Annotated in this window: 15 protein-coding genes and 5 pseudogenes; 9 read left to right on the top strand and 11 right to left on the bottom strand. The window is 56.4% G+C overall.

What is annotated here, in order from left to right:
- The first annotated feature begins 482 nt into the window (after nucleotides 1-482).
- The 3 genes and pseudogenes from G3574_RS02540 to G3574_RS28915 form a co-directional block, all read left to right on the top strand.
- The gene (locus tag G3574_RS02540; protein ID WP_163960446.1) at nucleotides 483-2702 is read left to right on the top strand and encodes a S8 family peptidase; all 2220 of its coding nucleotides are present in this window, start codon (nucleotides 483-485) and stop codon (nucleotides 2700-2702) included.
- Between the two features lie 92 nt (nucleotides 2703-2794).
- Nucleotides 2795-5743: a Tn3 family transposase gene (locus G3574_RS02535; protein ID WP_163960445.1), complete on the top strand. Its 2949-nt coding sequence runs from the start codon at nucleotides 2795-2797 to the stop codon at nucleotides 5741-5743.
- Nucleotides 5744-6164: 421 nt separating this feature from the next.
- Nucleotides 6165-6548, top strand: a pseudogene (locus tag G3574_RS28915) (SDR family oxidoreductase); the annotation flags it as partial.
- A 56-nt stretch (nucleotides 6549-6604) separates the two neighbouring features.
- Here the strand turns inward: G3574_RS28915 and mgtA are convergent.
- Both mgtA and G3574_RS02520 read right to left on the bottom strand, forming a co-directional pair.
- Nucleotides 6605-9244, bottom strand: a complete 2640-nt coding sequence (gene mgtA, locus G3574_RS02525) for a magnesium-translocating P-type ATPase (RefSeq protein ID WP_235952931.1) — start codon at nucleotides 9242-9244, stop codon at nucleotides 6605-6607.
- Nucleotides 9245-9582: 338 nt separating this feature from the next.
- Nucleotides 9583-9816, bottom strand: coding sequence for a hypothetical protein (locus G3574_RS02520; RefSeq protein WP_163960443.1), 234 nt, complete (start codon nucleotides 9814-9816; stop codon nucleotides 9583-9585).
- Between the two features lie 322 nt (nucleotides 9817-10138).
- Between G3574_RS02520 and G3574_RS28910 the strand changes: the two are divergent.
- The 5 genes and pseudogenes from G3574_RS28910 to G3574_RS28045 all read left to right on the top strand — a co-directional run.
- Nucleotides 10139-10309, top strand: a pseudogene (locus G3574_RS28910) (transposase); the annotation flags it as partial.
- A 15-nt stretch (nucleotides 10310-10324) separates the two neighbouring features.
- Complete coding sequence (locus tag G3574_RS28905) at nucleotides 10325-10603, top strand: transposase (RefSeq protein WP_163960448.1); 279 nt, start codon at nucleotides 10325-10327, stop codon at nucleotides 10601-10603.
- Between the two features lie 110 nt (nucleotides 10604-10713).
- Nucleotides 10714-11601: pseudogene (locus tag G3574_RS02505) on the top strand (IS701 family transposase); the annotation flags it as partial.
- Nucleotides 11602-11675: 74 nt separating this feature from the next.
- Nucleotides 11676-12501, top strand: a protein-coding gene (locus tag G3574_RS02500) for an IS5 family transposase (protein ID WP_163961026.1) whose coding sequence is annotated in 2 segments (ribosomal slippage) — nucleotides 11676-12032 and nucleotides 12034-12501 — 825 coding nt in all. Because the reading frame shifts where the segments join, the coding sequence is not laid out codon by codon here.
- 23 nt (nucleotides 12502-12524) lie between these two features.
- Nucleotides 12525-12800 (top strand): annotated as a pseudogene (locus G3574_RS28045) (IS701 family transposase); the annotation flags it as partial.
- Nucleotides 12801-13001: 201 nt separating this feature from the next.
- Here the strand turns inward: G3574_RS28045 and G3574_RS02490 are convergent.
- The 7 genes from G3574_RS02490 to G3574_RS02460 form a co-directional block, all read right to left on the bottom strand.
- Complete coding sequence (locus G3574_RS02490) at nucleotides 13002-15101, bottom strand: sensor domain-containing protein (protein WP_163960440.1); 2100 nt, start codon at nucleotides 15099-15101, stop codon at nucleotides 13002-13004.
- A gap of 151 nt (nucleotides 15102-15252) precedes the next feature.
- The gene (locus tag G3574_RS02485) at nucleotides 15253-15495 is read right to left on the bottom strand and encodes a response regulator (protein WP_163960447.1); all 243 of its coding nucleotides are present in this window, start codon (nucleotides 15493-15495) and stop codon (nucleotides 15253-15255) included.
- A 66-nt stretch (nucleotides 15496-15561) separates the two neighbouring features.
- Entirely contained in the window at nucleotides 15562-17136 is a 1575-nt protein-coding gene (gene tnpC, locus G3574_RS02480; protein WP_163960439.1) for an IS66 family transposase, read from the bottom strand.
- 37 nt (nucleotides 17137-17173) lie between these two features.
- Nucleotides 17174-17521, bottom strand: coding sequence for an IS66 family insertion sequence element accessory protein TnpB (gene tnpB, locus G3574_RS02475; protein ID WP_163960438.1), 348 nt, complete (start codon nucleotides 17519-17521; stop codon nucleotides 17174-17176).
- Nucleotides 17518-17925: an IS66-like element accessory protein TnpA gene (gene tnpA / locus G3574_RS02470; protein WP_163960437.1), complete on the bottom strand. Its 408-nt coding sequence runs from the start codon at nucleotides 17923-17925 to the stop codon at nucleotides 17518-17520. Before tnpA ends, tnpB begins: the two co-directional genes overlap by 4 nt.
- Nucleotides 17926-17998: 73 nt before the next feature.
- A complete protein-coding gene (locus G3574_RS02465; protein ID WP_163960436.1) occupies nucleotides 17999-18964 on the bottom strand; it encodes a hybrid sensor histidine kinase/response regulator in 966 nt (321 codons plus the stop codon).
- Between the two features lie 56 nt (nucleotides 18965-19020).
- Entirely contained in the window at nucleotides 19021-21174 is a 2154-nt protein-coding gene (locus G3574_RS02460; RefSeq protein ID WP_163960435.1) for a PAS domain S-box protein, read from the bottom strand.
- Between the two features lie 303 nt (nucleotides 21175-21477).
- On the opposite strand from G3574_RS02460, the pseudogene G3574_RS02455 reads away from it, so the two are divergent.
- Nucleotides 21478-21764 (top strand): annotated as a pseudogene (locus G3574_RS02455) (IS3 family transposase); the annotation flags it as partial.
- A gap of 71 nt (nucleotides 21765-21835) precedes the next feature.
- Here G3574_RS02455 and istB read toward each other — a convergent pair.
- On the bottom strand, nucleotides 21836-22645 hold the full coding sequence (gene istB / locus G3574_RS02450; protein WP_163960434.1) for an IS21-like element helper ATPase IstB: 810 nt from the start codon (nucleotides 22643-22645) through the stop codon (nucleotides 21836-21838).
- A partial coding sequence (locus G3574_RS02445) for a Mu transposase domain-containing protein (protein ID WP_407941591.1) occupies nucleotides 22635-23318 on the bottom strand: 684 nt, incomplete at its 5' end. The genes G3574_RS02445 and istB, both read right to left, overlap by 11 nt.

The following is a 23318-nucleotide window of genomic DNA, read 5'->3' as shown; positions in this document are numbered from 1 at the left end:
CATCGTGATCAGTCCATGGTTCGCCATGGCGGAACTCCTTGAAAGGAAAGGAAGTTCCAGCTTGACCTAGCCAGAAAATGGACATTTGAATCTGGCTAGATTGAGACATTTTAAAATGGCTCCCACAAGCAAATTACGCATAATAAGTATTATGTAAAATAAGCTGAACGGAATCGTTGCCCGAAATACCAATTCGTGGCCGGGGAACACCAGGATGCGGGAGAAGCCTGCCTAGCTAAGCTCAACCAGAATTGCGTACTTCAAAGCAGCTAGTTCAGCATCCGAGGAGTGATTCCGGCACTGGCAGCAACCACCGGCAATGTGCCCCGGTTAAAAAAACCCATGCTGCTCGTCCAGATCCTCATATCAATAAGAAGTCAGAGCACTGCCTTTCTCACAACCTCTGATCCCATATTTTGGAGATTTCTGGTCAAGCAAAGAATCGACTATGCTTGACTACTTTTACATTTTGCGAGTCCGGCATGCCGAATTTTGAATCACTCATTGACGTCCCGGGTAGCGGTGCCACTAACGCATACCTTGAATCCAGCGGCGTCGTATTCGGAAACGTCAGCACGCTTTTTGACACGGACTGGTACCGCATCAGCATGTCTGCGGGGGTCAGCTACTCCTTCTATTTGCTCTCCAATGTTGGGGGGTTGAACGGGAGTTTGTATCTCCGGGATGCAAACGGCTTCGTATTAGGCCGGCAAAATCAGATCAACTATGGCGTTGCCACGTTCACCTACACTCCGACGAGCTCCGCCTGGTTCTATCTTGATGTTGAAGGAAACGGGACGGTTGGCAGTTACGCCCTCGCCGCCAAGAACAGTTACTTTGATGACTACCAAGCTGATGACACAACCACGAGTGTCATTGCGCTGGGAACGAGCAAGAGCGGCAACATAGAAACCCTTTCTGACGCAGACTGGCACAAGGTCAACTTACTGGCTGGGCATACCTATATCTTCCAGAAAACCGCTGGAACTTTGAGCGATATGGGACTCGAAATTTACACTGGCAATACCCAGTCCGCGTTAGCCGCATCGTCGTCAGGGAAACTGATCTTCACCCCGGCAAGTTCCGGTGCATATTTCCTTGATGTGAACTCAAGCTCCGGCCGGTACACTGGCAGCTATTCGGTTTCACTGACGGAAGCACCGCGGATCACGATAACTTCGACCAAGGCAGATCCCGGGACGACCGCTGGTGGCACTGCCACGCTTACGTTTAACTTGACGCTTTCCAATGCAGTCCCGTACGACGTTACGGTGCAAGTGGATACCGGCGACCAAACAGCCGTTGCAGGCAGGGACTACAGCGGGTTCCACAATCTCATTACCATTCCGGCTGGGTCCACAAGTGCAAACGTCAACGTGACCGCCTTTGCGTCAAACTCCCTTCCAACCAGGGGATTCGATATCAAGTTGAGCAATGCGACTGGCGCCAGCATTGATACAAGCAAGGCATATGGCTACATTACCGGTCACCCTCCTGCCGATCTTGGATTGCCAACAGACCCCTACCTCGAACTCCAGTGGTACATCTACACAACGCGAACGGAATTTGCTTGGAAGCTCGCCACTGGCAAGGGGGTTAAGGTCGGCGTCTTCGACCAGGGAATTGATAATACAAATACGGACCTCAGCTCCAACGACAACGTTAGTTTGGGGAAGGCAGCATACTCCCTTGCAGCAGGCGGCGGCCCGGTCACTTCATCCGATAACCACGGCACAATGGTCAGCGGAGTGATAGCCGCTGCGCGCGACGGTAAAGGAATCGTCGGCGTGGCTTATGATGCCACCCTCGTTCCCATCTATTCTCCTCTTCAGCTCAACTCCCAGTATCTAACAGAGATAAAGAACGCGTTCGTCTATGCCAAGAGCTTGGACGTACTCAATAATTCGTGGGGCTTTGGCAACTTACTTGAGTCAGGTACTAATTGGGCGTTTCTTGACAACAAAAATGACCCGCGATTTGCGCCAGCTTTTGCTGCCCTTAAGGACCTTGCTACAAGCGGCCGTGGGGGCTTGGGAACTATCGTCGTGCAATCCGCAGGCAATTCCTTTGCTGTTGGTGATGACACCAATTTGCATAATTTTCAAAACAATCGCTATACGATTACGGTTGGCGCGACTGATTACTTCGGCAACAGCGCGTCGTTCAGTACGACGGGTGCCTCTATTCTCGTCTCTGCACCAGGCGGTGCAGGTAATCGGGACCTTGGAAGCATTCTCACTACGGATCGAACAGGAGCTTCGGGCGAAAGCAACGGCGATTACGTTTTCATTGACGGCACATCATTTTCTTCACCGATCGTTTCCGGCATTGTCGCATTGATGCTGCAGGCAAATCCAAGCCTTGGGTACCGTGATGTTCAACAAATCCTCGCCTATACCGCCCGCCGCATCGACACCGACGTTGGGAGTTGGGCATACAACGGATCGAACGATTGGAACGGCGGCGGAATGCATTTTAACTCCCTCACGCACGCAACCGGCTTCGGACAGGTTGACGCACTCGCAGCAGTGAGATTGGCAGCTTCCTGGGCGGAGCCTGCAAAAACAGTCGCAAACACGAAAGAGATTATTCTTTCCAAAACAGAATTCGTTCCCATCCCTGACAACAGTATTAGGGGTCCCTTTGATTTCAGTGCAAAAACACACGGTAGCGTCCCCGCTACAAGCCTAGTCGTTTTCTGAGCTATTGGACAAAATCCCCTACTTTTCAATTACTTGCTGTTTCGTTAATCTGGCGGTACCATGGTCGCCCTCCGTCTTTCCACGGTGAAACAATGGACCATTGGCGTATTCCCTACCTCGGACAGGGACATTTCCCCGTTGATCTCACCGAATTCGAGTTCTCTACCTTTTTCAGCTTTTCCCCCTCCGAGCGCGAACTGATTGCCAATCGCCGTACGGACAGGTATCGACTGGGATTCGCCCTGCATCTCGGTTTCTTGCGTATGACAGGCCGTACACTGGACGCCTGTAAGCAGGTCCCGGCTGCCGTTTGGAAGCATCTTTGTGCGCAGCTCGATATTGACCCGCCCGACATCGGTACGCTGCGCTCGCTGTATGACAATCGTGCGAATACCCTGCTCGATCATCAGCATCTGGCGTACCAGACACTCGGCTTCAGCGTCCTGACCGAGCACCGGCGGCGCTACCTAGTACGCTGGATCAAAGAAACCCTGACTGGCCGGCCCGGCATTCCGGCGCTTCTGGATCAAGTGAAGGTTTGGCTGTACGAGCACCGGATCCTTATTCCCAATGTGCGTACGCTGCGACGCATCGTCAAAGAAGCCGTCCAGGCACATGAAGCCACTCTGGTTGATCTGGTTGTCGAGTTCTTTGGAAAGGAATGCCTGGAAAAATGGGACACGGCGCTGACTGCAAAGAATCCGGAAAAAGGCGTTGTTCAGCGATGGCTTTGGGCCGTCCCACTGCGGCAGTCGACAGGGCAGATTGCCGAGTTGTTTGAAAAAATCGAGTACTTGCGTCTGCTGTTCGCTTCAAGACACTGGCCGCAGGACATCAATGAGGCCCTGGTGCGACATTACGCCAAGTCCTGCGCCAACCGTCCGCCGTCGGTCAGCAAGCGAATCTACAAGCCACGCCGCTATTTGGAGACCGCCTGCTTCCTCCGGTATGCACTGTGCGCAGCGACGGATCAGGTGCTCCATATGCTGCGCCGTTGGATCGTGGAGATCACCGGCGAGGCGTCTCGCCAAGTTGACAGCGGGCGTCGTGATGCCCACGCGGCATTGGAGGAGCTGGCGAGTTCCGTCAAGACGCTGGCAGTGGACACTACACTCGAGATTGGCGCACTGAGACAGGCGCTGATTCAGCTTGCGGACAACGCCATGGCTTGGCCAGTCAAAACCCGCCGAGAGCTGGTTCGGTTGCAGCTAATGATGAAGAGCCACCGGGCGCGTCCCCTGCTGCGCAAGCTGGTCATACTTCATTTTCAGGCAGAAAACCGTCATCCGGTTATCGATGCCCTTGGTGTCCTGCGTGACGTGTATGCCAGCGATGCAGGCAGCGAACTGCCGCCAGACACGCTTCTGCCGAAGCTAAGCCGTTCGTGGCGCCAATCTTTCGACTGCGATGACCGGGCGCAGGCACTGCGAGCCTTCGAGTGGGCAACACTCTTTTCGCTGCGCATCGGGCTGCGCAATGGCACCGTCTTTATCGACCACAGCTTCGGTTTTCGCAGCAGATCCACTCTGCTGATTCCAGAGGCCGACTGGCGGGCCAAGTGTAACCATTATTATGGCCACTTAAAATTGCCGCAAGATCCAAAAATCTTCGTCAGCCGTATTGTCGAACACATTGACGTGGGCCTGGAGCGCCTGGCCGAAGCGGTTCAGGCAGGAAAAGTTACCGTGGACGGGCGTGGTGTCCACCTTCCTCCGCTAGGCCCTGACGAGGAGAATGCCGACGTGCAGGCATTGCGCACTGCGCTGTTCGTGAACCGGCCAGTCGGACAGTTGCCGACGATACTGCTTGATATTGATAGCCAGATACGGTTTTCGTGGCTGCTGCTGGGCAGGGAGCCGCACTCGCGCAAGGAATTGCTGCTAGTCTATGCGGCCATTCTGGCGCATGGCACCTCCATGTCGGCTGCCGACTTGTCCCGCATGGTGCCGGAATTGAGCGCCGAAGCGATTCGGCAAATGATGAAGATGCTGTCCGATGAGCGTCAGTTGCAGCAGGCGTCATCGGCCATTTTGGATTTCATGCACCGCCATCCGATTGCCGCGCACTGGGGACGAAGCGACCTGGCCTCGTCGGACATGATGAGTCTGGAGACGACTCGGACGGTCTGGCAGGCGCGGGCCGATCCTCGTCGGCGCACCGCATCCGTAGGCGTCTATACGCATGTGCGAGACCGCTGGGGGATCTTCTACGACCAGCCGATTCTGCTGAAGGAGCGCCAGGCCGGCGCTGCCATTGAAGGAATTTTACGACAGACCCGACAAGCGGATGTGGCGCAGCTTGCCGTTGATACCCACGGCTATACCGACTTCGCGATGGCAGTCGCCAAGTGCCTCCAATTCGACCTGTGCCCTCGCCTGGCACATATGCGGGATCGCCAGCTCTACGTGCCGCTGGACCATCTGGTGCCCGCGGAACTGGAATCGGTGGTGGCTGGCGACATCGACATTGACGCCATCGCCGCGTCGTACGATGAGTTCGTGCGGCTGGTGGCTTCGATTCAAAGCGGACAGTGCTCTGCCGTGCAGGCACTACAGCGCTACGGTTCGGCTTCCTCCGGCTACAGTGTGTATGCCGCGGGGGTTTCGATCGGGCGACTACTGCGGACCGTATTTCTGATCGACTACTTCACCAATCCTGCGTTCCGGCGCGAACTGCAGCATGCGCTCAACCGTGGCGAGGCAATTCACGTGGTGCAGCGGGCCATCCATGTCGGCAAGGTGCCCACTGAACTGGCAAAACGCCCGGACAGGCTGTCGGCGGTGTCGTCTAGCTTGGCGCTGTTGACCAATGCGGTGCTGGCATGGAATACCCACCACATGCAACACGCCGCCGATGCGATCGAAAGTATGACGGGCGACACGTTACTGCCGGATGACCTGCGTCGCATCGCGCCGACAGCACTGGAGGGGATCAACTTGCGCGGCACGTTCGACTTTCCGATCGACGACTACGCGATGCGACTGCTGCCAAGCACCAAGCGAGTCTCGGCGTTTATGGCGCAAGGTATCTTCACGGCATAGTTTCGACACGGCCCTTCAGTTCTGTGGCAACCCCGCAAGGCCGTAAGGCCGCCGACACGCTTGCTACTGAGGAGCCGAACAAAGATTTGGTGTGTATTCCCGGCGTTATCCATACTGTGTTCGACACCAACTTCAGCCGGAAATGTAAAAGTTCTCAACGCTCGAGCTGGATCTTCAATCGAAGCCCCTTATGCCCTAGCGGTCCGCAATGCAACTGAAAGCGGTCATCGATTATTAAGAATTGATTGCCGTCAATCGATCCCAAGCGACCATACAGCAATCCGAAAAGCGGTCGTTGAATGATGCTATAAAAAAGTCATCTGGTGAATTTTTATATGGCGGTCTGTATCTTCCTTCAATAATGCGGGTGTTGAAGGACTGACGGCAACAACCGCCGAATGCACAGAATAAAACTGGGGCCGGAGCCATCGTCAACTGTCCGCAGTCGGCCGGCTTGTCGGGATTTCAGAACCTACCCTCCTATACCGTAAGCGACCACGGCATCGTCGGCCTGGCTCGCACCGCAGCGCTCAAGCATGCGAAAAACGGCATTTACACCAACGCCGTGTGTCCGAGAGCCGTGCACCTTGCTAGGGTCGATCGGATCTTGCAGGAACATCCCGTCATGCGGCTTGTTGCCGGCGAACCGGTGGGAAGGATGGGGACGCCGGAAGAAATTGTGCCTTCGGTAATATGGCTGTGTCCCCATCACGCTTCATTCGTCACCCTCCAGCTTTTTCTGCGCAGCAAGCTCGCAAATCACTTCTCCCAAATGCTGGCTCAATTGTCCGTAATGTGGCTTTAGATATTGCGTCGGCTAGTATTTTTCGACAGGCGCCGGGTTGATGGCTTCGCAGCAGATCAGGTAATGCGTCCGGAATTACCGGGTTGGACAATCGGCTTTGCCGTCGAATACCAGCGATAGAAACCCTGTTTGGCCACTTCAACAACAAAGAGATAGAGCAGTACCATGGCCCCGAGGAGGAAATAGAACCGGGCGGGCGGGGGCACCAATCCGAAATACCTTCCTATCGGTGTAAATGGCAACGCGACCGCAATGCCTACAACGGCAAGCGAAGTGGCCGTGAGCCACGGATGGGCACGGCTTTTCAGCGGATTGCCGCTGGTACGGATGATGAAGATTACTAGCACCTGGGTGCACAGCGACTCGACAAACCAACCGGTCTGAAATAACTTTGCATCGGCTTGAAGCACCACCAGCAAGAGGTAGAAGGTCAGGAAATCGAACACCGAGCTGATCGGCCCGATCACGAGCATGAAGTTGCGGATGAAGTGCAAATCCAGCACGCGTGGGTAGCTGGTTTCCTTCGCATCTACCTTGTCCAGCGGAATCGGCACCTCCGATATGTCGTAAAGAATGTTGTTGAGCAGGATCTGGGTAGGCAACATCGGCAGGAAAGGCAAAAACAGCGACGAGCCGGCCATGCTGAACATGTTGCCGAAGTTGGAACTGGTCCCCATCAAGATGTACTTCATGATGTTGCCGAAGGTACGCCGCCCCTCCAGCACACCTGCATGCAGCACGTGCAAATCCTGTTGCAAGAGGATCATGTCGGCCGCCTCTTTGGCCACGTCAACGGCCGAGTCGACCGACAGGCCGACGTCGGCAGAGTGCAGCGACGGTGCGTCGTTGATGCCGTCGCCCAGATAACCCACCACATGGCCGCGTGCCTTGAGTGCCAGGATTACGCGATTTTTTTCCGCCGGATTGATGCGGCAGAACAGATTGGCCGTCTCTACCCGCGCGCGCAGGGCGTGATCATCCACACTCGCGATCTCCTTGCCAGTCAGCATCCCTATTACCGGAATCTGCAATTGAGCGCATACGTGGCGCGTGACCAGCTCACTATCGCCCGTGACGATCTTGATCGCGACGCCAGCGTCCTTGAGCGCCAAAAGCGCGGAGGCAGCACTCTCCTTGGGCGGGTCAAGGAATGCCGCAAACCCGGCCAGGACCAGCTCCGTTTCGTCGCTCACGACAGCATGCGGACGGTCCGGCCCCACCTGGCGCCAGGCGATGCCGAGCACGCGAAGTCCTTCTTCTTCCAGCGTGTGGTATTGACCACGAATGTTGACCAGCGCCGTTTCATCGATAGGCTTCTGGCGCGCCGCACCTTCCACTTCGTAATGGGTACAGAGCCCCACGATTTCATCGGGCGCACCCTTCACCACCAGCCAACGCGTTGCGCCATTCTCGATCAGTACGGAGACGCGGCGCCGTTCGAAATCAAACGGCACTTCGTCGATTTTTCGCCACTGGCCGATATCAATATGTTCGTGGCCAAGGATGGCATCGTCGAGCGGGCTTTTCAGGCCGGTTTCAAAATAACTGTTGAAATAGGCCAATTCCAGCACCCGCTCGCTGGGCCGGCCATGCGCGTCTACATGCCGCTCCATCTGGATGCTCGCCTCGGTCAAGGTACCGGTCTTGTCCGTGCACAGGATATCCATAGAACCCAAGTCCTGGATGGCCGTCATGCGCTTGACGATCATGTGTTGCTTTGCCATGCGCAGCGCACCGCGCGCCAGCGTGACCGAGACGATCATGGGTAACAGTTCTGGCGTCAAGCCGACGGCAAGGGCTACCGCGAACAGGAAGGACTCCAGCCAAGGCTTGTGAAACACGGTGTTCACCAGCAGTACGAACATTACCATCAAGACTGTCAGCCGCATGATCAGCATGCCGAAGCGACGGGTACCGAGCTCGAACGACGTTGGTGGCGACTGGCGGGAAATGCTGTCGGCGATTGCTCCAATCGCGGTGGCGGCCCCTGTCTTTATCACCAGCATGCGGGCACTGCCGCTGATGACCGATGTCCCCATGAACACCGCGTTAGTCGCTTCCTCCAACTCCGTGGCCGTCTCTGGCAGGGCACCCGGACGTTTTTCCACCGGGTAGGACTCCCCGGTCAGTAGCGCCTGCTTGACGAAAAAGTCATGCGCTTCAAGCACGCGCCCGTCGGCCGGGATCAAATCTCCGGCCGATATCAGTGCGACGTCACCGGGTACGACCTGGGTCACGGGCATTTCCAATGGCTTGCCATCGCGTATCACCGTGGCCCGCACGGAAACCGATTGCCGCAATTTCTCCGCCGCCGCGCCTGCGCGGTACTCCTGGACGAAATCCAGCGTGACGCTGAGCAAAACAATGCTACTGATAATGAGGAAGTTAGCGGCCTCTCCCGTTGCCGCCGAAACTGCACTGGCGACGAGGAGAATAAGGACGAGTGGATTCTTGAAGCGGTTGAGATACTGCAGCAGGAGCGGCTTGTCTTTTCGTTCGCGGAACAGGTTGGGACCGTACCTGGCGAGCCGGACTGCGGCCTCGGCCTCCGACAGGCCGATCGCCTTGTCCGCACCCTCCGGCGTCAATGCCGGCAGTGGCGCAAGCCACCATGCGCCGGGAGTTCGATCTATCGACATGTCGCTGCTCCCGGTGAGTTTGGCGCGCAAACGCTGCTGTAAGAAGCGCGCAGGCATGCGACACCGCAACACAAGTTAGCCGTGTAGGGGCACAAATTCCATGCTGCCCTGCATGGTATGCACGTTTCAGTTGCCAGCTTAGAGTGGCCATTCTATGGTCCGCGAGATGCAGTCGCAATGACAGAGCGGGACGAGGCGAGAAGAAGATGCCAATGACTGATCCATGTCAACCGGCGAGGCGCTCGCGTGGCAAGTAATCTTGCCCCGGACTTTTGCTGTTTCCTATCGGTGCCGATCAAGCCGGGCCGGTCTGGGAGGCCAGATTACTCGGTGTATTAGCAGTGCCGCCACAGGCGCGCAACTACGCCGCCCACCTTCACGTGGATGGCCTCGCATCACAACACGCGGTACTGACGTTGCTTGAGAAGGCACGGCGAAGCGTTGACCTGTGTAGCTTCATTCTCGACGGCGACGTGCTCGGCAACGCTTTGGTCGACGCGATGGTGAAAAGTGCCCAGGGTGGTGTGCGCATCCGCGTATTGCCTGACATGATTGGCTGGCTGCCGTGCACGCGGTCGCAGTAGATTTTCCTGGATGTTCAGCTTCGCAATGCTCGTGACGGTTATCATCGCCACACTCCACTCTTCCGAAGAACAGGGGTTTTTGCGTCTCGCTGAGCGGGTGCGCCCGAGGTGGCTGGCTGGCCCGATCGCCCTGCAAATCGGAACCTAGCTAGACAGCGCGCGACACTGTCAGCGGTCGTTGGCAGGAATGGCACTGGTATCTGCCCCAGCAGTTCGGCACACCGTCGATTCCAGGATTGGGGGAGGCCGGCGTGTTCGAAGAGTTCTGGATGCAAGGCTTGCTCAATCCAGCGGCATTACGGGAGATCGACTGGTCGTGGCTGACATTGGATAGTGCAATGACCAAAACTCCTTTGAGTGGGGGGAAACCGGCCCCAATCGCGCGGATCGCGGCAAAGGCGGCAGCAAGCGCAGCCTGCTCACTGACGGAAACGGTCTCCCGTTGGCAGTGGTCATTGACGACGCGAACCGTCATGACATGAAGCTGGCCAGGCTAACATTGGAGGCGTTGGAAGTCGAGCGTCCTTCCTTGCCGTAGGTATGGCCACAGGGCCTGTGCATAGACAAGGGTTACGACTATCCGGCGATCTGGCAGCTGACCGTGTATCTGGGCTACCGACCCCACATCCGGTCGGGCGGTGAAGAAGCAAAGCGGTGCAAGGCAGGAAAGCGTGCCCAACGTTGGGCCGTGGAGTGCACGCGCAGTTGGATCAACCGGCTTCGTGGTTTGCTGATTTGCTGGGCAAAGAAGGCGGAGAACTACCTCGCTTTCCTATACCTACAGCTCGCCTGCAGCGTCATTACCTGGCGTTCTATTGGCCTACTGGGATAGATGGTAATACTACAGCTGTAAGTAAGCGCAATTATTGAGGCGTTTAGGTGTCCAAGCCTTTGTTGTTGGAGGGTACGGCCATGGATGAGGTTGGAAGGCAATATGTTGAATTGGGCGAGGGCTGGCGGGACGATCTGGAGTGCTTGTTTTCCTATATTAGTCCACGTTTCGGTCGGGTAGACCGACAACGGCATGCGTGGGAGTATTTGCTCGGACTGCTGAGCTCGGTGGAGCGTAAGAACGGCTGGCAGTTGGCCGAAGCCGCTGAACACGAGACACCCTATAGTTTGCAGCATCTGCTGGATCGGGCGCCTTGGGATGCCGATGCGGTACGCGATGACTTGACAGAGTACATCGCGCAAGAATTGGGCGATCGCAATGGGGTGCTGGTCGTCGATGAAACGGGATTCCTCAAGAAGGGAACCCATTCAGCAGGTGTGCAACGGCAATATAGCGGCACGGCTGGTCGCATTGAGAACTGCCAGGTCGGGGTGTTCATGGCGTATGCTGGACAGCATGGACGCGCACTGATGGATCGGGAATTGTATCTGCCCAAGGAATGGACTGAGGACAACGCCCGCCGCCAAGCGGCAAAGATTCCGGACCAAATTGAGTTCAAAACCAAGCCCCAGCTGGCACAGCAGATGATCGAACGGGCGGTTGCGGCGAAGGTGCCGTTTGCCTGGATTACGGGCGATGAAGTTTATGGCGATAACCGTAGCCTGCGTGTGTGGCTGGAACAAAGCGATCTGCATTTCGTGCTTGCCACACGCAGCAACTCCCATGTCTGGACGGAACAGCTTCGTCAGGCAACCGTAGAAACATTGGGCAAGACCGTCACTGACGCTGATTGGCAAACCCTATCTGCAGGTGACGGCACCAAGGGACCACGTTGGTACGATTGGGTGCGCATTCCTTTGCTGTCGTGGCAGATGCCAGGTGAGCGCTGGCTGATGTTGCGACGCAGTCGCTCAGACAACAAGCTGGCTTACTACGTATCCCAGTAGGGTGTTAGAAGGGGAAATTGCGAGCTGATTTGCGGTCCAAGCCCATGCTGGAAGAGGAGATGATCATGGGCATGGTCAAGCAGGACGATGGTTGGCGGTTACCCGACCGACTCTGGGCACAAATGGAGCCGCTTTTACCTCCACGCAAGCCGCATCCCCTGGGTTGTCATAACCCGCGTGTGAGCGACCGGGCGGCCATGGATGCCATTCTGTTTGTGTTGCGTACTGGCTGCCAGTGGAATGCCTTGAACGGCACCGGCATTTGCTCGAGCAGCTCGGCCCACCGACGTTTCCAGGAATGGGTGGAGGCCGGCGTGTTCGAGGAGTTCTGGATGCAAGGCTTGTTGAGTGCAGCGGCATTAAGGTCCATCGACTGGTCCTGGCTGGCACTCGACGGTGCGATGACCAAGGCCCCGTTGGGTCGGGAAAAAAACCGGCCCCAACCCGACAGATCGCGGCAAAGGCGGCGTCAAGCGCAGCCTGCTCACTGATGGAAACGGTCTTCCGCTGGCAGTCGTCATTGATGGCGCCAACCGCCATGACATGAAGCTGGCCAGGCCGACGCTGGAGGCCTTGAAGGTTGAGCGTCCTTCGTTGCTGACGGTGTGGCCGCAGGGCCTGTGCATGGACAAGGGTTACGATTATCCGGAAATTTGGCGGCTGGCTGTGGAAATGGGCTACCGGCCACACATCCGATCACGCGGTGAAGAAGCGCAGCGGCGCAGAGCAGGCCAGCGTGCCAGGCGATGGGTGGTGGAGCGTACCCACAGTTGGTTGAACCGGTTTCGGGGATTGCTGATTCGCTGGGCAAAGAAAGCGAAGAACTATCTCGCTTTCCTTCACTTCGCTTGCGGCATCATCACCTGGCGAACCATAGGCCTACTGGGATAGGCAGTTATTATGTCTGTTACGTGCCGGTGGGAACGGACCTGCAAACGATGGTGCAGATTGCCGGGATGCGTTGGATGGTGGAAGAATGCTTTGAGGCGGCCAAAGGGGAAGTCGGGCTCGACCAATATGAGGTGCGCAGCTGGCACGGCTGGTACCGGCATATCACCATGGCGATGCTGGCCCATGCGTTCCTTGCTGCCGAATGTGCCTCCAGTTTGGAAATCGATCCTCTTAAAAAAAAGCCGATGCGCAGCAGGATGGAGAAATGGAAGCAGCACCGGATGCACTCATCGCATTGACAGTACCGGAAATTAGAAAGCTGCTGTATCAGCTCGTGTGGCGCTGGTTACCCGACCTGAGGATAGTCATTCACTGGTCGGTATGGCGGCGGCATCATCAGGCGGTCGCCAATTTCTATCATCGCCGTCGGAGAGCGAGCCCAGTATGACTTACAGCTGTAGTAGTAAGTTCGATCAATTTTTCAAAGCCGGCTTCTGTTTCTAAGTTTTCTTCTTATGCCCTGGCTGTCCCAAAAGGACCAATCCCTCCAAAAAATTTTTTGCAAACAATTCTCCATTTACTGGTTTACAAATGTAAAACCCTTGCGCCTGTCGACATCCTTGTTGACGAACGTACATCAGCATCTCCAGTGTTTCAATACCTTCCGCAACGACTTCAAGCTGCAATGCCGTTCCGAGGGCAATAATGGCATCGGTTATCGCGCGGCTCGAATTGCTTGCACTAAACCCGAGAATAAACTCTTTGTCGATTTTTATTTTATCAATTGGTAGGCGACTCAGATAGCTGAGGCTGGAGTACCCCTTTCCAAAATCATCGAGAGCCACTTTGATGCCGTGCTCGCGCAGGCGCTTGATTGATCGAATTGCATGCTCCGCATTTTCCATCACTACCGTTTCTGTCAATTCGATCTGAAGTAAATTAGCAAAAAGCTTTTGATCGCGAAGTCTGCGCTCAATATCTTCGATGAAACCGCGCAACTTGAATTGAACCGGCGAGACATTGACCGAGATAGGGATTAGCGGCAAACCGTGCTGTCGCCAAAAATGCTGTTCACGCCCGACTTCGTCCAATACCCACTCAGTCATTCGGCCTACAAGGCCAGACATTTCTGCGATTGGCACAAATATATCTGGACCTACCGTACCTTCATCCCAGCGTATGAGGGCTTCGGCACAAAGAATTTTGCCTGTATCGATGTCTACAATCGGTTGGTAGGCCAGGCTGAGTCCACCCGCCCCAATGGCTCTTTTGAGCTCATACTCAAGATGGGATTGCGTTTTCGAGTACGATGCGAGGTCGTCTGTATAAAAACGGTATTCATTCCTCCCGGACGCCTTCGCTGAGTACATTGCGGTATCAGCCCGCCGAAGAAGTTCATCGATATCTTCGCCATCATGTGGAAACAGGCTGATTCCAATACATGCCTCTATCGACATGTCATTCCCGTCAATACCGACAGGCTTACTAATTAATCGAAGAAGGTCAGTGGCAAGCACGTGCGGAGGGCGATGCTGATCGATCTCCGGCAGTAAAATGACAAATTCATCACCCCCGAAACGCGCGACAATGTCTTCCTCCCTCATGCGAGAGCGAAGACGGTCCGCCAGCTCGCGCAGCAGTTTGTCCCCAGTTTCATGTCCATATATGTCATTGATGGGTTTGAACCGATCCAGGTCGATAAACAGCACTGCTACTTGTTGATGCAGGCGCTTTGCCGTTGCGAACATATGCTTGGCGTGCTCGTACAAGAGAGCTCTATTGGGAAGTCCCGTTAAGATATCGTGCAAAGCGGCTTTGCGAACATTTTCTTGTGCCTGATTTTTCTCTGTTGAGTCGTTGGCCAGTATTACCACCTCATCGACTGTACCTGCAGCATTCAATAGAGGTGTTGCACAAACTGTGTAATCCCGTAAGCCAAATTCAGATCGACATTGCACCTCATGAACGACAGGCTTTGCACTGCGAATAGCATCTTTGGCTGTGGAATGCCAGAACGTGACCGCTTCACTAGCAGACATTGAGGTGACGGCTTTGCGTGCAGCAGGATTCATATATTGTGGTTGGAGTTGCTGATCCACAATGATGATTTGGTCGATAAAACTCTCAAAAGCCGACTTTAGGCGTGATTCACTTTCTCTCACCTGTAGCTCTGCAGTCTTGCTTTCTGTAATGTCTCGAATGGAAAGAACACCACACGCTTCATCCGCATCAGGAAATCGAAGTAGTTTTCCGCTGTGGCTCGATATCCATCGTCGTCCGGTACGCTTGTTTCTTACCCACAGCACAATGTTGGAGATTTCTTCGCCTTGGAGAATGCGCCATACCGGCCAATGCTCGACATCGACAGGTATGCCATCCACAGTGCAAACTTCAAATGTTGCATTGAGGCCCTTCTTCGTCAGGTCTATTTCTTCCTTTGTCGTCGCGCTTAGAAAATCCAGCGCGGCTTGATTGGCTTCGATCACCGTTCCGCTTAAGTCATACATCAGCACGCCTTCATTGAGACTGTCGAGAATCGCGTGCAGGCGAATGTACTCGGAAGAGATTCGGGTGGCGGGACGCGATTTTATTTTCCGCATTTCGTTCCCTCTCGGCGAATTAAACGCTTCTTCAAGCGTATTGGCTTTTTGACAAATAGAAAGCAGTTTGGTGCCGTTGTTGAAGAATCTGCAATCCGTTTATCTAGAGAGAGTTAGACAGGATCTTCGAGCCGAGACTGCGTCCACTCGTCTATGTGTGTCTATTTGCGGATTTTGTTTCGGCAAGTGTCTTGAATAGCAGTTGGTTATTGACCGGCTTCACAAAATGGTACGCAAAACCCGCCTCAGCCGATCGCTGACGGTCTTGCGGCTGGCCATATCCTGTTAGCGCGATAAACGTAGCGTCCCCCACTTTGCAGATCCGGCGCAACGCTCTGGCTAGATCATAACCAGTCATATCGGGCAACCCAATATCCAGGATAAAGACATCGATCGGCGCTAGTACGGCGTGTTGTAAGTAAGCGTACGTTGAGTACCGTGGTTGAGGGCGAAGTGGAAGTCAGGCGGGGGGGGCGAAGGAATGCAGTTCGTCCGCGACGTTCCAGGGCAGCAGATCATCGATGCGGTTGATCGGGTGATCAGCAATACGACCCAGCACATGGCGCAGGTAAGCCTCGGGATCAATGCCGTTCAGCTTGGCCGTACCAATAAGCGAGTACATTGCTGCTACACGCTCCCCACCCGAGTCCGCGCCTGCAAACAGGTAGTTCTTCCGACCCAACGCGACACCGCGCAGGGAACGTTCCGCTGCCGAGTTGTCGATTTCGATGACGCCATCATCGCAATAACGCGTCAGCGCCTGCCAGCGATTGAGCGCATACAGGATCGCCGCCGTTGTGTCGGACTTGCGCGATAGCGTAGGCAATACCTCCCGCAACCAACCCTCCAATGCATCGAGCAGTGGCCTGGCTTGTTGCTGCCGCGCGCGTAGCCGTTCCTGCGGCGGTTTGCCGCGGATAGTTTCTTCGATGGCATACAGCGCGCCGATGCGGCGCAGCGCCTCGCCCGTGATCGGCGATGGCCTTGCCTGCTCCAGTTCATAGAACTTGCGCCGGGCATGCGCCCAGCACGCCGCTTCCTGTATTCGACCGGATTCGTACAACGCATTGAAGCCGGCGAAGCCATCAGCCTGCAGCATACCGCTGAAGTCCTTCAGGTGCTGTTGTGGATGCACGCCTTTGCGATCCGGTGTGTAGGCAAACCATACCGCTGGTGGATCCTGTGAACCGCTGGGGCGATCGTCACGCACATACGTCCACAGCCGTGCCGTCTTCGTCTTGCCCAGGCCGGGTGCCAGTACCGGCAGCGGCGTGTCGTCGGCATGCAGCTTGCCGGCGGCGCGCACATGACGGGCGATGGCTTCCACCAGCGGGTTGAGCAGGTCGCTGCAGGCACCAACCCAGTCGGCCAGCAGGCCTCTGGAGAGCTCTACACCCTCACGCTCGTAGATCACTGATTGACGATAGAGCGGTAAGTGGTCCGCAAACTTGGCCGCCAGCACATGCGCCAGCAGGCCGGGGCCCGGCAAGCCACGCTCGATCGGCCGGCTGGGGGCAGCGGCTTGCACGATACAGTCGCAGCAGGAGCATGCCAGCTTGGGACGCACATGGCGGATCACCCGGAAGCTGGCCGGCACGTATTCGAGCTGCTCGGACACATCCTCGCCCAGCTGCTTGAGGTTGCCGCCACAGGCCGGGCAAGCCTGGTCCGCAGGCAGATGGACCTGTTCGTCGCGCGGTAGGTGTGGCGGCAGCGGTTTGCGTTGCGGGGTGCGGAAGGGGCGCTTCTGACGTTGTGCTGCACTGGCGGACTGGCCCTCGTCTGCCTGCAGGTCTTCCAGGCGCAATTCCAGCTGGGCAATCTGGCTGTCGAGCTTCTCGGATTTTCGACCGAATTGCATGCGCTGCAGCTTGGCGATCCACAGCTTCAGATGCTCGATCTCGGCAGTACGGGTAGAGAGCTGTTCGCGCAGTTCGCTGACGGCGACTTCCTGCTGTGCCAGCGCCGCGTCCCGTTCGGCAATCAGTGCCTTGAGAGCGGCGATATCGTCAGGAAGGTTGGCGGGTGAGGACATGCCCGCAAGTTTACGCAGGTGTGGGGATGTTTACAAGTCAGAACGCCGACAGCGGGGTCTGTGTGCGCTCCGGGCGACGCCAGTCGATGCCTTCGAGCAGCATCGACAGCTGGGCAGCGCTGAGCGCTACGCTGCCTTCGGTGGCTTGTGGCCAGATGAATCGTCCGCGTTCGAGCCGCTTGGCCAGCAGGCACAGACCATCGCCGGTCCACCATAGCACCTTGATCAGGTCACCGCGCTTGCCGCGGAAGACGAAGACATGACCGGAATACGGGTCTTCGGCCAGCGCAGTCTGCACCTTGGCAGCCAAGCCATTGAAGCCGCTGCGCATGTCGGTGAAGCCAGCTGCCAGCCATACGCGTGTGCCCGCCGGCAGGCCGATCATCGCAGCAAGCGTTCGAGAATGCGGTTGAGCACCGCATCGTCGGGTACGCCTTCGATGGTAAGGCTGCCATTGGCACATTCCAGGCGAATGACGCCGGTAGCAGCAGCGCTGGCAGATGCAGGAACAATAGCCGGCGCAGATTCAGTGAGCGTCACCGGTAACAGCGCGGTAGTGGGACCTGCTTCGGTTCCCAGTGCGCCCTCGCGGTAGAGCTTGCGCCAGGCAAAGACCTGATTGGCGTTGACGCCGTTCTCACGCGCGATGCGAGCCACCGAGGCGCCGTCCTGCATTGTTTGCTTGACCAACGCCAGTTTGAATTCCAGGCTGTGCCGGCGATAGTGCTTCGTGTCTGTAGTGGAAATGACCGGTCGATCCATTATGTCCATGATGTCGATTGTGGACACAAACCAGTCGTGTCACACCGGTCGAATCATGCCGCCGGCACATCACTCCGTCCAGACGGCTCTGAAAGAACGCTTACTGTTGTAACGCTTCCTTTGCATTCATTGCAACCTTCACATGGTGTCCCACGGCCTTGAGCAGGATGGCAAGTGAAGTTGCGGCGTCTCCATTGTCATCGACCACCAAAATGTGCAGTCTCTGGGCTTTTACATCGCTGCTGCCAGTCTCCAAGGCTGTCACATCCTCGCCTTGGATGTAGGGAATCATAATTTTGAAGGTGCTGCCCTTGCCTGGGCCATCGCTGAAGGCACGGACTTCTCCGTTATGAAGACCCACAATCGCTTTGACGAGGGCCAGCCCGATACCCAGACCGCCTTGACTCCGGTCGAGGCTGCGTGAGCCTTGGGTAAAGAGGTCAAACAGATGGGGCAATAGGGTTGTGTCAATGCCGTTTCCATTGTCAGTGACGACTACACTTGCACAGTCGTCATCGGCCGCGACCTCCAACGTAATCTCACCATGCGGTGGCGTATACTTCGCCGCGTTGCTCAACAAATTCGAGATCACCTGCACGAGCCTTGTCCGGTCGCCCTGAACGATGGCGTGTTCCGCATCCATGCGTGTCGTCAGCCTATGCTTGCGTGCCTCAATCATGGGGCGAACCTGTTCGATCGCAACTCCAATGACAGTCTTCAGATCGAGCGGCTGTCGGTCGAGTGCGATCAATCCGCGTGTCACCCTGGAAACATCCATCAAATCATCGATGAGATGCGTGAAATGGCCGATCTGGCGCGTAATGATTTCGCTGACCTGGCGCACCCGATTTGGATCATCGCCGGCCATGCGCAGCACATCGGCTGCTGCACTTACCGGGGCAAGAGGATTCCGCAGTTCGTGTGCTAGCATGGCAAGAAATTCGTCTTTGGAGCGATTCAAACGTTCTGCTTCCGCGCGCGCAGCGCGCTCACTGTTGAGCAGTGCCTGACGTTCTTCTGCCGACTTCTGGGCGAGATCGTACAGTCGCGCATTATCGATTGCCATGGCGGCCTGTGCGGACAGGCCGGTAATGAGGCGCTCAGTGCGTTCGTTGAAAACGCCTACTTCTGAATGGCCAAAAAACAGCCCCCGATAACCTCCCCGGAACGAGCCAGAACGGGGGCCGCCAGATAACTTCGTACCGGCAGATGTCCCTTGGGCATGCCGTGATGCGGGGCCATCGTGCCATAGCGTAGGTCTTTGGTAATATCGTCACTGCGGATGGCCGGTTCACCATGGAACGTTGGCTTGAAAACGGCTGTTGCACGCGGGTGCCCGAAGCTTTCGAAGGCTTCCTTTGGCGCCCCAGATAGCGTATAGAGCATGTACGCGTCGCCGCTCTCATCCTTGCCGTTATAGAAGAAGGCACCAAATTGAGCTCCGGTCAGTGCCCTCCCTGCGTCAGTAACTGCCTGTAAGAGGGTGTCGAGGTCCAATGTGGCGGCCAACGATTGACCTGACTGGTTGAGCAACTCGAGAATTCGGGTCTCATCTTGAAGCGCTTTCTCGGTAGCCTTGCGCTCGGTAATATCCAAGACTACCGCCAGAACCGTATCAGCCGTATCGGTGTCTTCCCGGCGGATGAGGCTCGCCGTCATGCTGACCCACACAGGGGAGCCATCTGGCCTGAGATAGCGTTTTTCAATGTCAAACGGTTGCCCATCCCGCAGCAGTTGTTGGAAAGCGGCATCGCTTGGCGCCAGGTCGTCCGGATGAATCAAGTCGTGGATATCGGTTCCCAACACTGTCTCGCGCGACCGACCCAGAATTTCACATAGACGTTCATTGATGCGAATTAGCCGTCCTTGCCCATCGCGCTCGGCAATCCCAGCTGCGGTTTGTTCAAACAATGCGCTCAGGTGCTCTTCGCTTCGCCGCAAGGCAAGCGCAGCGCGTTTTTGTGGCGTCACGTCCCGAAAGAATACGGCAAGGCCATCGCGGGTTAGGGAAGAAATCCGCATTTCAAGCCAGGCATCGCTCGACCGCGCAAGTGGGAAGTTGAATTCGATGACGACCGTGGCCGTTGTTCTAACCGCCTCCGTGCACGCTGCCTCGACCCGGGAGCTAAGGTCGTCTGTCCAAAGTTCGGCGTTGCGTTTACCGAGCACATCACTGGCGCGACGCTGCAGTAAGCGCAGCCCTTCTGCATTGATGTTGGCGATACATCCATCAGGCCCAATCAGCATAAACCCTTCGCCCATCTGATTGAGGATATGGCTACTTCGGTCGCGTTCGACGTTCAGGCAATGTTGAGTTGCAACATTTTCCATGGTGACCCATGTCCGGTCTGCAACCTCCTTTGCGGCCTGAATGTCATCCGTGGTCCACAAATAAGCGCTGGTTTTGGCAACGTTAATGTTCAGGCAAAGTTTGCCATCTTTAAGGACCGGGACAATCAAGAGCGAACCGATGCCTAGCGCGAGATAGCGCTCGGCAAACGCCGAGGTGCGCGGGTCGGCTCTGACGTCATTGCAAACAAAAGGGCTACCTGTCATTAGTGTCTGCAACAAGGCCGGGCTAAAGTCATCAACCTGGCCTTTGTCCGGTAATGCCGGGGTGCCCGGCTCGAACCAGCCGCTGCTGGTATGGAATGCACCTGCTCCAGCGTCGACTTCGGCATACCAGCAACTGGAGGCGGCCAGGTGCTTGGCCAGCATGGCGACGGCTGTGGAAACAACTTCATGCGGAGAAGCCAGCGGGTAGAGCGATTCGGTCAACTTCAGCTGAAACTCACGGAGTTTTCGATTTCTGACGCTTTTGGATGTTTCGATAACCGAACAATAAATTCCCGCAATCACGCCATTGTCATCGTGAATGGGCGAGTAGGAAAATGTGAACCATGCTTGCTCGGGATAGCCAGCGCGCTCAACAACAAGGGGAAGGTCTTCAAAGTAACTCGCTTCGCCATGAAGGGCTGATTCAATGACTGGGTTGATGGCGGGCCAGATTTCTTCCCAGATGTCCTGGAATCGGGAACCGAGGGCGCTCGGATGTTTATGCCCCAAGATTTCTGCATACCCGTCGTTGTACAGAAACCCGAGTTGAGGCCCCCAAGCGATAAACATGGGAAATTTCGAGTTCAGCATCAACTGAAGCCCAGCACGCAGTGACTGAGGCCAGGTACGAGGCTCCCCAAGCACCGATGCCGACCAATCGTGTTCGCGCATCAGCGCACTAACCATGCTATTGCTGGGAAAATCGAGATGGGTCTCCACGCTGCTGCCTCAACCTAAAACAATCCGCCATTCTAAGCCGATGCAAGAATAGCAGGGCGCTTCTTCTGTGAAACATCTTTGGAAAGTTGAAGTATCAATATGATCGGGACCATTAATCATTCTTTCTTTGGAGTTACACACCTTCCGATATCAGTCCGCTGCTGATCGACAATTGCCTACCAACAATTTTCTCCGACTGAACTAAAACGGAGTTTGTGGAGGCATCAACATTTGAGAGAATGGGGCCATGAACAAAAACAGATCATGGTTTCCCTGTAAGTCAGGGAGTGGGCCGTACGCCTAGTGCGCGAGTAGCGTAGCGAACATCCGTCGATGTTGGCGACCATCGAGAAGATTGCGCCGATGATCGGCGGCACCGCCTAGACGCATGTTGATTGGGTCAAGCGTGACGAAATCGACCGTGGGGTGCGCGATGGAGTCACCACCGACGAACGGGAACGGATCAAGGCGCTTGAGCGCGAGGTCAAAGAGTTGCGCCGCGCCAACGAAACGCTGAAGGTGGCCAACGCTTTTTTTGCCCAGGCGGAAACCGACCGGCGCTTCAAACGCTGAAATCTTTCGTCGATCGCTGTTGATGTTCACGTAGAACTGACCCACGATTTTCATCGAATTTTGACCCACCCATTTCGTGCGTAGATCGCTACGCGGCTGTGGATAAGTCTTCGGTCGCTGATCCTGTATCTCCCTTCCTTGTTCCCTTCCTCGATGTCGCCCGGCGCGTCGATTCACTGTGCTTGAAGCGCCAGGATTCGTTGCCGGTCTCAATAATATGGCAGTGATGCGTGAGCCGGTCCAGCAGCGCTGTCGTCATCTTCGCATCCCCGAACACCGTCGGCCACTCGCCGAAGCTCAGGTTGGTCGTGATCGCCACGCTGGTACGCTCGTACAGCTTGGAGAGCAGGTGGAACAGCAGCGCGCCACCCGCCTGGCTGAACGGCAAGTAGCCCAGTTCGTCCAGGACCACAAGGTCCACGTACATCAACCGGTGTGCGATCTGCCCCTGCTTGCCGGCCGCCTTTTCCAGCTCCAGCGCGTTTACCAGCTCGATGGTGGAGAAGTAGCGCACCCGCTTGCCATACCGGTTGATCGCCTCGATCCCCAGAGCGGTTGCCAGGTGCGTTTTGCCTGTTCCCGGTCCGCCGATGAACACTAGGTTATGCGCCACGTCCAGGAACGACATGGTGTACAGCTGCCGGATCAGTACCTCGTCGACCTGCGCTTCGGCGAAGTTGAACCCATTCAGGTCCCGGTGTGTCGGGAAGCGGGCTGCCGTCATTTGGTAGGCAATCGAGCGTACCTCGCGCTCGGCCGTCTCCGACTTGAGCAGCTGGACGATGAAGCGCTCCGGGTCGAAGTCCGCCATGCGGGCCTGTGCCACCAGTTCCGGCCAGGTTTGCGCCATTCCGTGTAGCTTCAACGCCTTCAATTGAGCAATGATCTCATGCGACATGGCTTGCCTCCTCATCGATATTGCGCAGCCGCTCGTAGCGGTTCACGTTGGCTTGCGGTTCTTCCTTCAGTCTCAGCGGCACCGCAATCGTTTCTGCCGCCGGCACCTGCCGGATCCGTCCCAGCACATTCAGTACGTGTTCGCCACTGGGCCGGCCAGATGCCAAGGCGTTGTTGACCGCATCGAGCACAGCCTCCAACCCATTGACCGGGATGGCAGCTAGCACCTGCGCCATGACGCGGTCTCCGCCGGCATGCTTTAACAGGTGCCGCTGCAGTTGCAGCAGCGGTTCAGGCATGGTCTGGAACGGGGCGCCATTGCGCAACGCCCCCGGCTTTTGCACGATCAGGCTCAGGTAGTGCTGCCAGTCGTAGCGCGTAATGTACCGCTCGAACACGCGCTCGTGCCGGGCAATCTCTTCGTTGTCGGCGACCACCACCAGCTCGGTTGGATAGATGTGCAGGCTGACCACACGGTGAGCGTAGGCAGTAGGCACGCTGTAGCGGTTCTTCTGGAAGTGGATCAGGGACGTGGACGATACCCGGACCGGCTGCTCGACATAGCCGTCGAACGCCCGCGGAACCGGCATGAGCTGTAGCCGTTCATCTTGGAGCACCTCGGCAATCGTCATCTCTGGCCACTCGGGATGCGCCATGTCATCCCAGGCGTGCCG

This window comes from Noviherbaspirillum galbum (genome assembly GCF_010974945.1).
Classification (GTDB): domain Bacteria; phylum Pseudomonadota; class Gammaproteobacteria; order Burkholderiales; family Burkholderiaceae_D; genus Noviherbaspirillum; species Noviherbaspirillum galbum.
This window is presented reverse-complemented; position numbering and strand designations above follow the sequence as displayed.